The organism is Pseudomonas peli, from assembly GCF_900099645.1.
Lineage (GTDB): Bacteria > Pseudomonadota > Gammaproteobacteria > Pseudomonadales > Pseudomonadaceae > Aquipseudomonas > Aquipseudomonas peli.
In genome coordinates this window covers 570,419-583,391 of record NZ_FMTL01000001.1, presented here as the reverse complement: position 1 = coordinate 583,391, position 12,973 = coordinate 570,419, and the positions used below count along the sequence as shown (strand labels likewise).

Annotated in this window: 12 protein-coding genes; 10 read left to right on the top strand and 2 right to left on the bottom strand. The window is 60.1% G+C overall.

What is annotated here, in order from left to right:
* The first annotated feature begins 117 nt into the window (after positions 1–117).
* Positions 118–1,830: a single-stranded-DNA-specific exonuclease RecJ gene (gene recJ / locus BLO50_RS02885; RefSeq protein ID WP_090248550.1), complete on the top strand. Its 1,713-nt coding sequence runs from the start codon at positions 118–120 to the stop codon at positions 1,828–1,830.
* Between the two features lie 4 nt (positions 1,831–1,834).
* Here the strand turns inward: recJ and BLO50_RS02880 are convergent, their stop codons facing one another.
* Complete coding sequence (locus tag BLO50_RS02880; RefSeq protein WP_244152832.1) at positions 1,835–2,506, bottom strand: transglutaminase-like cysteine peptidase; 672 nt, start codon at positions 2,504–2,506, stop codon at positions 1,835–1,837.
* A gap of 289 nt (positions 2,507–2,795) precedes the next feature.
* Here BLO50_RS02880 and BLO50_RS02875 point away from each other — a divergent pair, with 289 nt between their 5' ends.
* The gene (locus tag BLO50_RS02875; RefSeq protein ID WP_090248548.1) at positions 2,796–3,542 is read left to right on the top strand and encodes a tellurite resistance TerB family protein; all 747 of its coding nucleotides are present in this window, start codon (positions 2,796–2,798) and stop codon (positions 3,540–3,542) included.
* Between the two features lie 91 nt (positions 3,543–3,633).
* Positions 3,634–4,428, top strand: a complete 795-nt coding sequence (locus BLO50_RS02870) for a hypothetical protein (RefSeq protein ID WP_090248547.1) — start codon at positions 3,634–3,636, stop codon at positions 4,426–4,428.
* Between the two features lie 3 nt (positions 4,429–4,431).
* On the opposite strand, the gene BLO50_RS02865 is transcribed toward BLO50_RS02870, so the two are convergent.
* Positions 4,432–6,069, bottom strand: a complete 1,638-nt coding sequence (locus BLO50_RS02865) for a diguanylate cyclase domain-containing protein (RefSeq protein ID WP_090248545.1) — start codon at positions 6,067–6,069, stop codon at positions 4,432–4,434.
* A gap of 170 nt (positions 6,070–6,239) precedes the next feature.
* On the opposite strand from BLO50_RS02865, the gene prfB reads away from it, so the two are divergent.
* The 7 genes from prfB to BLO50_RS02830 all read left to right on the top strand — a co-directional run bounded on the left by prfB (position 6,240) and on the right by BLO50_RS02830 (position 12,972).
* Positions 6,240–7,335 (top strand): peptide chain release factor 2 gene (gene prfB / locus BLO50_RS02860; protein WP_143003794.1). Its coding sequence is split into 2 segments (ribosomal slippage): positions 6,240–6,311 and positions 6,313–7,335, totalling 1,095 coding nucleotides; the frame shifts between segments, so codons are not numbered across the junction.
* Between the two features lie 61 nt (positions 7,336–7,396).
* The gene (gene lysS / locus BLO50_RS02855; RefSeq protein ID WP_090251173.1) at positions 7,397–8,899 is read left to right on the top strand and encodes a lysine--tRNA ligase; all 1,503 of its coding nucleotides are present in this window, start codon (positions 7,397–7,399) and stop codon (positions 8,897–8,899) included.
* A 127-nt stretch (positions 8,900–9,026) separates the two neighbouring features.
* The gene (locus BLO50_RS02850; protein WP_090248544.1) at positions 9,027–9,740 is read left to right on the top strand and encodes a TetR/AcrR family transcriptional regulator; all 714 of its coding nucleotides are present in this window, start codon (positions 9,027–9,029) and stop codon (positions 9,738–9,740) included.
* A 30-nt stretch (positions 9,741–9,770) separates the two neighbouring features.
* Positions 9,771–10,322 carry a hypothetical protein gene (locus BLO50_RS02845; protein WP_090248542.1) on the top strand — a complete coding sequence of 184 codons (552 nt, stop codon included), beginning with the start codon at positions 9,771–9,773 and terminating at the stop codon, positions 10,320–10,322.
* A 20-nt stretch (positions 10,323–10,342) separates the two neighbouring features.
* Positions 10,343–11,638: a flavohemoglobin expression-modulating QEGLA motif protein gene (locus BLO50_RS02840; RefSeq protein WP_090248540.1), complete on the top strand. Its 1,296-nt coding sequence runs from the start codon at positions 10,343–10,345 to the stop codon at positions 11,636–11,638.
* Between the two features lie 189 nt (positions 11,639–11,827).
* On the top strand, positions 11,828–12,574 hold the full coding sequence (locus BLO50_RS02835) for a TIGR00266 family protein (RefSeq protein WP_090248539.1): 747 nt from the start codon (positions 11,828–11,830) through the stop codon (positions 12,572–12,574).
* 92 nt (positions 12,575–12,666) lie between these two features.
* A complete protein-coding gene (locus BLO50_RS02830) occupies positions 12,667–12,972 on the top strand; it encodes a PA3694 family proteiin (protein ID WP_090248537.1) in 306 nt (101 codons plus the stop codon).
* Position 12,973 lies beyond the last annotated feature (1 nt).

Below are 12,973 nucleotides of genomic sequence, written 5' to 3'. Positions count from 1 at the left end.
GGCCCGAAGGGCGAGCGAAGCGAGTAGTGCTCATGTACAGCTAGTCGTAGTGCGGGCAGCACCCGCCCCGTTTTGATTTCGGCGGGTTGCACCCGCCCTACATGACAAAGAATAACCATGCGTATCGAATCCCGCCCGCTGCCCGCAACCCTGCCTGATTTGGGCGCTCTGCCGCCGTTGTTGACCCGTCTTTATGCTGCTCGCGGCGTGCAATCCGCTGCTGAGTTGGATAAAGGCCTGGCGCGGTTGATTCCCTACCAGCAGCTTAAAGGCATGGACACGGCAGTCGATTTGCTGGTGCTTGGGCTGCAGCAAGGCCAGCGCATGCTAATCGTCGGCGACTTCGATGCCGATGGTGCCACCGCCAGCACGTTGGGGATGCTTGGTTTGCGCATGCTCGGCGCAGCGCATGTCGATTACCTGGTGCCCAATCGCTTTGAGTACGGCTACGGACTTACGCCGGAAATCGTCGCGGTGGCGCTGGAGCGCGAGCCGCAATTGCTGATTACCGTGGATAACGGTATTTCCAGCGTCGAAGGCGTGGCCGCAGCTAAGGCCGCGGGGCTGACTGTGCTGGTTACCGATCACCATTTGCCCGGTGCCGAGTTGCCAGCGGCGGACGCCATCGTCAATCCCAATCAGCCAGGCTGTGAGTTCCCCAGCAAGGCACTGGCTGGGGTTGGGGTGATGTTCTATGTGCTGCTGGCGTTGCGTGCGCGGCTGCGAGACACAGGTTGGTTCAGTGCTCAGCGTCCAGAGCCGAACCTGGGCGAGCTGCTTGATCTGGTGGCCCTTGGTAGCGTCGCCGACGTGGTGCCGCTGGATGCCAATAACCGCATCTTGGTGTATCAGGGCCTGGCGCGTATTCGTGCCGGCCGAACACGGCCGGGCTTGCGCGCGATTCTCGAAGTGGCGGGGCGCGATCATCGGCGCATCACCTCCACCGACCTGGGTTTTATCCTCGGCCCACGGCTGAATGCGGCCGGTCGTTTGGACGACATGGCGTTGGGCATCGAATGTCTGCTCTGTGAGGACGAAGCCCTGGCCCGCGATATGGCCGTGCAGCTGGATCAGCTCAATCAGGACCGCAAAGCCATCGAGCAGGGCATGCAGCGTGAGGCTTTGGCCCAGCTCAAGGACCTGCCGCTGGAAGATATGCCCTTTGGTCTGTGCCTGTTCGAGGCGGACTGGCACCAGGGGGTGATCGGTATCCTCGCCTCGCGGATGAAAGAGCGTTATCACCGTCCGACCATCGCCTTTGCTGATGCCGGTGATGGCGTACTGAAAGGTTCGGCGCGTTCAGTGCCGGGTTTTCATATCCGCGATGCTCTGGACGCGGTGGCAGCCAAACACCCGCAGCTGATCAGCAAGTTCGGTGGGCATGCCATGGCCGCCGGGTTGTCACTGCCGCAGGCGAATTTCGGCGCTTTTGCCGCCGCCTTCGACGCCGAAGTGCGTCGCCAGCTGTGCGAGGACGACCTGACCGGTCGTTTGCTGTCCGATGGCGCCTTGTCCATCGAGGAATTTCACCTGCCGCTTGCCAAAGAGCTGCGCAATGCCGGGCCCTGGGGCCAGCATTTCCCCGAGCCGCTGTTTCATGGCGTGTTCCAGCTGGTACAGCAGCGCGTGGTCGGTGAGCGGCATCTCAAGGTAGTGCTGAAAAGCGAGTGCGGCAGCGTACAGCTCGATGGCATCGCCTTTGGTGTGGACCGCGAGATCTGGCCGAACCCGACCGTGCGCTGGGTCGAGCTGGCCTACAAGCTGGACGTCAATGAGTACCGTGGGCAGGAAAGTGTGCAGCTGCTGATTGCCCATATCAGCCCGCGCTGATTGGCTAGCTCTGCGGTGCGGGTGCGGCCGAGCCGTCGGCCAGCGCCCGCTCGCTTAGCTCATTCCAGCGCGCGAGAAATTGCGGTGGCTGGCTGACACTCTGCGGCGACTTGGCCAGAAACACGCCGTGGTTATTAAAGGAATACACCGGCAACAGATCGCCACGCTCACTGGCCGGGCGGATGCGTGGGTCGAGGTTGTCGAGAATCAGCGGCTGCTCGCTGGCGCTGGGGTAATAGGCCAGCACCATATGCGCCTGGTTCTGCTTGAGCGCTTTGACGAAGGTCAGGCGCAGCTTCTCGCTCGGTACGCCCATGCGCACCAGGCTGAAGTATTTGGCGATGGCGAAATCTTCGCAGTCACCTTTGCCCAGGCTGAGTGTTTGCGCCGGCGTGGCCCAGTAATCGTCTGCTCCCCAGGCTTGCTGGTCACTGACAAAACTCACTGAACGGTTGATGAAGTGGTTGACCCGCTCCAGCTGGGCGCGCTCGTCGTCGCCAGCGGAATTGTCGAGCAGGTTGTGCCAACTGGCCAGGCGCGTATCGCTGAGAGCCGTAGCCAGGGCGCTGTGCTGAGTGCTCGGTGCATCGGCCACCAGCATTGGGCTGAATAGCCAGCAACTGGCAAGCAGGCTGCGCAGTAAGCGGTGAGCGGGGCGATTGGCGCGTAGTGGCATGGCGCGAAGTCTCCGGCGTCGGCTCTTGATAGCCTTTTGCCGTTGCGGGTTTTATGTCCGTCATCCTATCGGCGTCAAATATAGATCGACCATCGGCAGAGTGTGATGGTGACCACTCTTTGACATATTTGCAGTCCTGTAACCGGCAGAAAGCCGACGAATAACCGGTTTTCCTGGCTTTCACGCCCGTTGGCAATCTTTCGAAGCACTCTGGCGTTAGGTGGCGAGAAACCTCCGTCTCTAGAATCAGTCTGTGTGCTTGCACAACCATTTTTAGGGAGAGCGCTTGATGATTACCCGTGGCTTGCTTGATCAGTTGTTGAAATCCGGCCAGGACCTGATGCAACAGAAATCCGCCGGCGGCAAAGGCGGTTCAGCGGGTGGCCTTGGCGGCGCTCTGGGCGGTTTGCTCGGCGGCGCCGGTAAAAGTGGCCAGGGCGGTGATCTCGGCACTCTGCTCAAAGGCGCGGGCGGTGGCGCGTTGGCCGCTGGCGCGCTTGGCATGCTGCTGGGCAACAAGAGTGCGCGCAAAATGGGCGGCAAGGCGCTGACCTATGGTGGTCTGGCCGCGCTTGGTGTGGTTGCCTACAAGGCCTACAGCAACTGGCAGGCGCAGCAAGCCAGTGCGCCACAGGCTGAGCCGCAAACCCTGGACCGCTTGCCGGCACCACAGGCCGAGATTCACAGCCAGGCCATTCTCAAGGCGCTGGTGGGCGCTGCCAAAGCCGATGGTCATGTCGACGCCCGCGAGCGGGAGTTGATCGAAGGCGAGCTGGTCAAACTCACCGGCGACGCCGAGCTGCAGCATTGGCTGCAGGCCGAATTGAACAAGCCACTGGACCCCGCCGAAATCGCCCGTGCGGCCAGCACGCCGGAAATGGCCGCTGAAATGTATATCGCCAGTGTGCTTATGGTCGATGAAGAGCACTTTATGGAGCGTGCCTACCTGGAAGAGCTGGCTCGTCAGCTCAAGCTGGATCCGGCGCTAAAGGCCGAGCTTGAAGCTCAGGTGCGTCAGGAGCTGGTGGCGGGCTAAAAGCGCGTAGCGGCCATCTGCCCAGGGTTCTGGCCGCTAGCCGGCGACCTGCCTATAATCGGCGCCTTTCCTTGCTATGGATGGACGCCCGATGCGCCGCAGCTACACGAATTGCCTGCTGAGTCTGGCGCTGGTTCTTTTCAGCGCAATCGTGCATTCCGCGCCTGATGTGGCGCTGACTCAAGTGCAGCTGGCGCAGGTACAGGTGTTTCGCGCCAGCACTGATCTGTTTATCCATCGTGGTGAAGGCGGACATGCCGAGCTGGCGGCCAAGGTGCAGGCTGACCTGGGCAAGTTGCGTGAAAGTATGGCGACCTTGCAGGCGCAGCCGCTGACCGACTCGGCGCGCTTGGCGATGGAGCAGTTGCAGCCGCCATTGGCAGCCTTTACAGCGCTGGTCGAGCAGACCCTGGCCTATAACCCCAGCGAGCCGGACCTGCCGTGGGAATTCAACTTCCAGTACAGCAAGGCCCAGCGCGAGTTGGTGGCGGCTTTGGAGGCTCTTGAGCAGCAACTGCTAAAAGGCCTGGCGCAGCCATTGTCAGCGGCGGATCTGCGTTTGCAGAGCCTGCCGGCCAAGGTGCAATACCTGGCGGCGCGCTACACCGCGCGGGCTTATGTTGGTGATATCGAGACCCTGCCTGAGCAACAGCAGCATTACCTGAATCAGGATATCGATGTGCTGGCCAAGCAGGTTGATGCCGAACTCGCCACTCTAGCCACTGAGTTGACCGGCGAGCAGCAACAGCGTTTGCAGCGGGCGCTTACGCGCTGGAAGTTTATCTACTCGCGGCTGGTGGGTTACAACGACAATCTGGTGCCGCTGGTGGTCGAGCGGCACGCGGCCGAGATGGCGGACCAGCTGCTGCGTCTGCGGGCTAAATAAGCCTCAGTGTTTGTAGGCCGTGTGGAACACCGCGCAGTTCTTGCCAGCATGTTTAGCCCGGTACAACGCCTGGTCGGCCAGCTCCAAGGCTTCGGCCAAGTTGCTGCTGTCCAACGGCCAAAGCGCGCCACCGATGCTGCAGCCAACCTTGACCTGATTGTTGCCCAGATCAACCGGCGCACTCAGCGCCGCCAGGGTGCGCTCGGCTACCAGCTGTGCCTGTGGCAGCGCTTCGCTGCTGGGCACTGAAAGCACCATCAGGAACTCATCGCCGCCCAGACGTGCGACCAGGTCGCCCTCACGCAGGCAGCTGCGCAGCCGCACCGCCACCTCACGCAGCAGTTGGTCGCCCGCCGCATGGCCGAACTGATCGTTGATCGGTTTGAAACCATCCAGGTCCAGGTAGAACAACGCCAGGCAATTGCTGCCGGCTTGGCTGCGTTGCTGGGCGCGTGGCAGGTAGCTTTCCAAGGCGACGCGGTTGGGCAGGCCGGTGAGGGCGTCGTGGTGGGCGAGATTTTCCATGACGCCGAGGGCGTTTTGCTGGTGGGTCAGGCTCTCCACCAAATGGCGGATCGAGTTGCTGAGTGCTTCGATCTCCCGGGTGCTTTTTAGCTCCGGTATCACACTGATTTCTCCAGCGCTGAGGCGGTCCGCTGCCTCGGCGATCTGCCGCAAGGGGCGGGTGAAGTAGCCGGTGATCAGCCAACCCAATAGCGCAAACAGCAGCGCCAGGACGCTGCCCCAAAGCAGAATGTAGAGCGTGGTTTCGCGCGCTGGAGCGTAGGCTTCGTCCAGCGGTTGGCGGGCAATTACTGTCCAGCCCAGCCCTTTGTAATCCATGTGACCTTGGCTCAGCGCCAGGCCGGTGAGGTACTGCTTGCCGTCCGGCCATTCCTGCACGGCCCACAGGTCATCGCGTTGCGTCACTTCGTTAAGGGCGGGCAGGTGCAGGCGTTGGCCGATCATGTCTTTGGGCGCCAGGAGGATCGTGCGGTCCTTGCCGATCACAAAGAACTCGACATTACGGCGTTTCTGGATCGGTTCGAGAATGGCCCGGCGCACTTCGTCAGCCCACGACCAGGACAGGTGCGAGGCCAACACGCCCACCAGGCTGCCGTCTGTGGCAAACACCGGCAGGCTGATATCAACGAATTTCATGGCCTCACCGGTTGGGTTGGGCAACAGTTTGGCCAGCAGCACGGCTTCATGCACATCGCCGATAAATACGTTTTTCTGTGCTTCGAGGAATACGGGGCGCTGGCCGATGCTGGCGCCCTCAAGTACGCCATCGCTCGAGGCCAGCACCGTGCCCTGGGTATCGGTAAAACCGATCCAGGCGATGCTCGGGAACTCGGTTTGCAGGCGATCAAGCAACACGCGTACTTCAACAATATCGTCTGGCTGGCGCAGGGCGCGCAGTTTGCCGATCACCTGCAGCATGGCGGCGCGGCTCTGCATGTCGCGGTCTAGGCGATCGACCATCATGAAGGAGACTTCAGCGAGGTCGCGGCCCACTTCCTCACGGATGCGCTGGCTGGCGTCATGGCCAATCAGGGTGCCGAGCAACCAGCTCAGGCTGGCGACCAGCAGGGCGATCAGAATTGCGAAGCGGCTACGCAGGCTGTGCGATGAAGTCATGGCACGACGGCTCCTGAGGGCGGGTAGGCAGTGTACAGATGAGTTTGAGTATAGTGCGCCGTTGGTCTGCATGGCTGTGCGCCAGCGCCAATTGCGGGCTGCAAGGGCGGATTCGAGTGGGGTATACTCGCCGGCTTTTCCGAAAGTTTGACCTACGAGTGCTGCCAGCCATGGAAATCAACCCGATCCTTAATAGCATCAAGGACCTGTCCGAGCGCACCCAGACTATTCGGGGGTATCTTTGACTACGATCACAAGCATGATCGTCTGGTCGAAGTAAACCGCGAACTCGAAGACGCTAACGTCTGGAACAACCCCGAATACGCACAGAACCTGGGCCGCGAACGCGCCATGCTGGCGCAGATCGTCGAGACCATCGACGATCTTACTGGCAGTCTGGCCGACTCGCGCGACCTGCTCGATATGGCCGTCGAAGAAAACGACGAAGGTGCGGTGAGCGATATCGTCAGCGAAGTCGAGCGCCTGCGCGGCATTCTCGAGAAGCTGGAATTCCGCCGTATGTTCAGCGGCGACATGGACATGAACAACGCCTACCTCGACATTCAGGCCGGCTCCGGCGGCACCGAGGCGCAGGACTGGGCCAACATCCTATTGCGCATGTATCTGCGCTGGGCTGACAAACGTGGCTTCAGCGCCGAGATCGTTGAACTGTCTGCCGGCGAAGTCGCTGGGATCAAGGGCGCGACCGTGCACATCAAGGGTGAATATGCCTTTGGCTGGCTGCGTACCGAGATCGGCGTGCACCGTTTGGTGCGCAAGAGTCCGTTCGACTCTGGCAACCGTCGCCACACCTCGTTTTCGGCGGTGTTCGTCTCGCCAGAAATCGATGACAACATCGAGATCGAGATCAACCCGGCTGACCTGCGCATCGACACCTATCGCTCCTCTGGTGCCGGTGGTCAGCACGTAAACACCACCGACTCGGCGGTACGTATCACCCACGTACCAACCAACACCGTGGTGGCGTGCCAGAACGAACGCTCACAGCATGCCAACAAAGACACCGCAATGAAGATGTTGCGTGCGCGCTTGTACGAGCAGGAAGTGCAGAAGCGCAACGCTGCCTCCCAGGCGCTGGAAGAGACCAAGTCGGATATTGGCTGGGGCCACCAGATCCGCTCCTATGTGCTCGATGCTTCGCGGATCAAGGATCTGCGGACCAACATCGAACGCAGCGATTGCGACAAGGTGCTCGACGGCGATATCGACGAATACCTCGAAGCCAGCCTGAAACAGGGCCTGTAAGACCTTTCAGTTCCTCCCCCTGTGCGGGGAGGTGACGAACCCGTGACGGAAACCGATGACCATGAGCGACCAACAACTCGACCAGCACGACCTGCAACAGGAAGAAAACAAGCTGGTTGCCCAGCGCAAGGAAAAGCTTGCTGCTATCCGTGAACAGGGCAATGCCTTCCCAAATGATTTCCGCCGTGACAACTACTGCGCCGACCTGCAGAAACGGTACGCCGAATCGAGCAAGGAAGAGCTGGCCGAGGCGGCCATTCCGGTCAAAGTGGCTGGGCGCATCATGCTCAACCGTGGCTCGTTCATGGTGATTCAAGACATGACCGGGCGCATCCAGGTCTACGTCAACCGCAAGACCCTGTCGGAAGAAACCCTGGCCGCGGTGAAAACCTGGGACATGGGCGACATCATCTCCGCCGTTGGCACCCTGGCCCGTTCCGGCAAGGGCGACCTGTACGTGGAAATGACCGACGTGCGCCTGCTGACCAAGTCGCTGCGCCCGCTGCCGGACAAGCACCATGGCCTGAGCGATACCGAGCAGCGCTACCGTCAGCGCTACGTTGACCTTATCGTCAACGAAGACGTGCGCCAGACGTTCCGCGTTCGCTCGCAGGTTATCGCGCATATCCGCAGCTTTCTGATGAAGCGCGACTTCCTCGAAGTGGAAACGCCGATGCTGCAGACCATCCCAGGTGGCGCAGCGGCAAAGCCGTTCGAGACGCATCACAACGCCCTGGATATGCAGATGTTCCTGCGTATTGCCCCGGAGCTTTACCTCAAGCGTCTGGTGGTGGGTGGCTTCGAGAAGGTCTTCGAGATCAACCGCAACTTCCGTAACGAAGGTGTCTCGACTCGGCATAACCCGGAATTCACCATGTTGGAGTTCTACCAGGCTTACGCCGACTACGAAGACAACATGGACCTGACCGAGGAGCTGTTCCGCGAGCTGGCTCAGCTGGTACTCGGCACCACCGACGTGCCTTATGGCGACAAAGTGTTCCACTTCGGCGAGCCGTTTGTGCGCTTGTCGGTGTTCGACTCGATCCTCAAGTACAACCCTGAGCTGACTGCTGCCGACCTGACCGACATCGACAAGGCCCGTGCCATCGCCAAGAAGGCCGGCGCCAAGGTGCTGGGTTTTGAAGGTCTGGGCAAACTGCAGGTGATGATTTTCGAAGAGCTGGTCGAGCACAAGCTGGAGCAGCCTCACTTCATTACGCGCTACCCGTTTGAAGTGTCGCCGCTGGCCCGTCGCAGTGATGATGATCCGAGCGTTACTGACCGCTTCGAGCTGTTTATCGGTGGCCGCGAGATCGCCAACGCCTACTCCGAGCTCAACGATGCCGAAGATCAGGCTGCGCGCTTTATGCAGCAAGTGGCCGACAAGGACGCTGGTGACGACGAAGCCATGCACTACGACGCCGACTTCGTCCGGGCCCTGGAGTACGGCATGCCGCCGACCGCTGGTGAGGGTATTGGTATCGACCGTTTGGTGATGCTGCTGACCAATTCACCATCGATTCGCGACGTGATCCTGTTCCCGCACATGCGCCCGCAGGCCTGATGTTGCTAAGCCGCCTCCGGGCGGCTTTTTATTGCCTGGCTTTTTATTGTCTGCAGATGGATTATTTTTGAGATTTACTGACTAAGTCATTAGTAATCTTGAATAAACGACAGAGGATCGTCTTGCTGTGACAGCCAAGCCTGCCCAAGAAAGCGCCACCCTGGTGGCCAACGCCGTCGCCGAGAGCGTGCAATACCAAGGCCGCAAAGCCAGCCGACAGGGCAGTGAACAGCGCCGCCAGGCCATTCTCGATGCCGCCATGCGTATTATCGTGCGTGAAGGCGTGCGTGCTGTTCGGCACCGCGCTGTGGCCGCCGAGGCCGAAGTGCCGCTGTCGGCGACTACCTATTACTTCAAAGACATCAATGACCTGATCACCGACACCTTCGCCCAGTTCGTCGAGCGCAGTGCGGCGCATATGGGCCAGTTCTGGAGTGGCACCGAAGGGCTGCTGCGTGAGCAGGTCAGTCGTTTGGACGGCAGCGCCGAGGCGCGTCGTCGGCTGGCCAATGAAATCGCCCGGTTGGCGGTGGAGTACGTGCGTCAGCAATTGCTGACCCGCCGTGAGCACCTGCTGGCCGAGCAGGCCTTCCAGCAGGAGGCCTTGCTTAACCCACGCCTGCATGAACTGTTGCGGGCCCATCGGCAGATTCTGCTGCAGGGCGTGACGCACTTCTTTGAAGTACTGGGCTCACAACAAGCAGAGCAGGATGCCAAGCTCTTGACGGCGATTATTGTGCGCATGGAGTATCAGGGCCTGCTTGATGGCGTTGATCATCTAGACAGTGAAGAGATGTTGGCCATGCTTAAACGTTATATGCATCTGGTACTGGGCTTGTAACCCGGTCAATCCGTTCACAAGGAGAGCTGAATGAAAGCCTGGCGCGCGCTGCTTGCCGTGTCCTTCCTGTTGCTTGGTGGCTGTCTGGTAACCTTCAAGGACCCGATTCCCGCCAATGAAGCAGCCCCGATTCCCTTGCTTGGCGAGTGGTCGCGCAAGAATGAGTGGGGCGAGCAGCTGTATCTGCAAATTACCCGCTCTGGCTCTAACGTTTACAAGGCGCGGGCCTATGTCGACAGCCTGGACAACCTCGACAGCGTCGAGGAGTACGGCTTTACCGTGGCCCATCATGGCCGCCGCTGGTACCTCTCTGCAGGGTTGCCGAAAAGCCTGGGGGCGAACTTCGCCATCGCCGGTTTTGAGCTGACCACCAGCAATGAGCTGGTGATCTACAACCTGGATGTCGACCGCATCCTTCAAGAGTTGGAGCAAGGTGCCTTACAGGGCGAGGTGATTGATGGTGCAGAAGGCGATGGCGTGCTGATCAGCAGCCCGCTGGAGCAGGTGTTCAGCTATCTCGACGATCAGGCCAATTCGGATGTGTTTATCGAAGTCGCGCGTTATCAGCGGGCGGGTGACTAGCAGGTTGTGGTGAGGAAAGCATGAACAGTCATACCGGGTTGGACGATTATCAGCTGATCGTGCGCGCGCTGTCCGACCGTCTAGTCGACGCGCAGACGCCGATTCGCGTGCTGGATGCGGTGAAATGGGACGACTCGATCCGTAGCGAGTTTCTCAAGCACAAAGGCAAGAAACTGCCAGCCGTTGACCGCGCCTACTACGCCAACCGGCCGCTGCCCTTTGATGCGGCGGCGAAGAAGCTGGAATTCCAGAATATCGAGCGCGACATCACTCGCCAGCTTGGCCAGTTCAACCCGGTGGGCAAGATCATGCGGCGCATGTGCCGCGAGTACCGCATGGTTATTCGCATGCTCGAAGCACGCGGCACCGAGGACTTTGGCCTGATCAGCCAGGAACTCTACGGTGCGGCTTCCGACGCCTTCCATGCCGGCGATCCAACCCTGGCCGACCTGGGCCTGATGTTTTCCGACTTCCTGAATAACATCGACAAGCGCGGCGACCTCAAGGATGAAGCCAAGACCCTGACCGCCAAAGAGGCCGTCAACCTGCTGCAACAGCGCCTGAACAAGGTGTTTGGCGAGGAGGAGGGCACCATTCGGGTGTTTGAGTCTGACGGTATTCTCGCCGATGCGGCCGCCGGTGCCGACTACATCAAGATCCGCGCCGATGCGATGTTCAATGAGCGCGATGTAAAAGCCCTGGAAGTGCACGAGGGCCTGGTGCACGTGGCGACCACCCTGAATGGTCTGAGCCAGCCGGTTTGCACCTTTCTGGCCAAGGGCCCGCCCTCGTCCACGGTGACCCAGGAAGGCCTGGCAATCCTGATGGAGGTGATCACCTTTGCCTCCTACCCAACCCGTTTACGCAAGCTGACCAACCGCACCCGCGCCATTCACATGGCCGAAGAGGGCGCCGATTTCCTGCAAGTGTTCGACTTCTACCGCGAGCAGGGTTTTAGCCAGGAGCAGAGCTACAGCAACGCCAACCGAGTGTTCCGCGGTTCCACCCCCAACGGCCTGCCTTTCACCAAGGACCTGTCCTACTTGAAAGGCTTCATCATGATTTACAACTACATCCAGCTGGCTGTGCGCAAAGGCAAGCTGGAGCAGATTCCGCTGCTGTTCTGCGGCAAGACCACCCTGGAAGACATGCGCTCCTTGCGTCAGCTGGTGGATGAGGGGTTGGTTGTTGCGCCCAAGTACCTGCCACCGCAGTTCAGTGATCTCAACTCGCTGTCGGCCTGGATGTGTTTCTCCAACTTCCTCAATCACCTGAGTTTGGATCGGATCGAAGCCGACTACGCCAATATCCTCTAGGAGCTACTGCGCTCGGGTATGCAGCGTTGCGCACGACCTGAAAAATGCTCATTTACAGTCGTAAACTCCGCTTTTCAGATCTTGCGCGCCTTGCCTAACCTTCGCTCGTGACGCTCCTAGCCCTTTAATAGACGATTCGTAGCCCGGATGAAATCCGGGTTGCTCTTCCCGCATTAACAGGAGCTGCGCATGCCCAGTCATCAACTCGACTACGAAATCCTCGGCGCCTCTGCGCAGAGCGTGGAGATCATTCTCGATCCGGGCGAAACAGTGATCGCCGAAGCTGGCGTGATGAATTACATGACCGATGGCATCCGCTTTGAAACACGCATGGGCGATGGCGCGGCCACGGGCTTGCTGGGCAAGCTGTGGGGCATGGGCAAGCGCATGCTGACCGGTGAATCGCTGTTTATGACGCACTTCTCCAATGCCGGTAAAACCCCGGCGCGGGTAGCGTTTGCGGCGCCTTATCCCGGCACCGTGGTGCCGATCCAGTTGGCGGAGCATGGCGGTACGCTGATTTGCCAGAAAGATGCCTTTCTCTGCGCCGCCTATGGCACGGCAGTCGGCATCAGCTTTAACAAGCGTCTGGGCGCCGGTTTCTTCGGTGGTGAAGGGTTTATTCTGCAGAAGCTCGAAGGTGACGGCCTGGCCTTTGTGCATGCCGGTGGCACGGTCATTCGCAAGGAACTGAATAACGAAACCCTGCGTCTGGACACTGGCTGTCTGGTGGCTTTTACCAGTGGCATTGATTACGACATCGCCCTGGCTGGCGGCCTGAAAAGCATGCTGTTCGGCGGCGAGGGGATCCTCCTCGCTACGCTCAAGGGCACTGGTACGGTGTGGGTGCAGAGCCTGCCGTTCTCGCGCCTGGCCGAGCGCATCTATGAAGCGACGTTCAAAGCACGCGAGGAAGTACGCGCTGGCGGCAAATGATGCGGCAATCTGGGCCTTTGCAGGCGTGAATGTTTGCTGCAAGCTGCGCCGCCTGTGCTTAGCACGCTAACTGAAAAATCCGAGAGCCTGTTATGAGTGAAGTTAACCCCATCCCGCTGATCCTCACCGGTATTGGCAGCATCTGCGCCACGGTGGCTGTGCTCAGCTATTACGGCTATCTGCACATCGCCAAGCCAGAAGATGCGTTACTGCTGTCCGAGTTCACCATGCTTAAGACGGTGCCGGGCGAGGACTATAAAGTCTCCCTCAAACCTGCCAGCCAAGTCGCCCAGTGCATTGATGGCGTACTGGTGATGTTTGACCTGGAGCAGAAGGGGCTGAGCGGCGTGCTCGTCGACCGCCGCAAGCAGGCTGTGCGCTGCAGCGAAGGCCAATAAC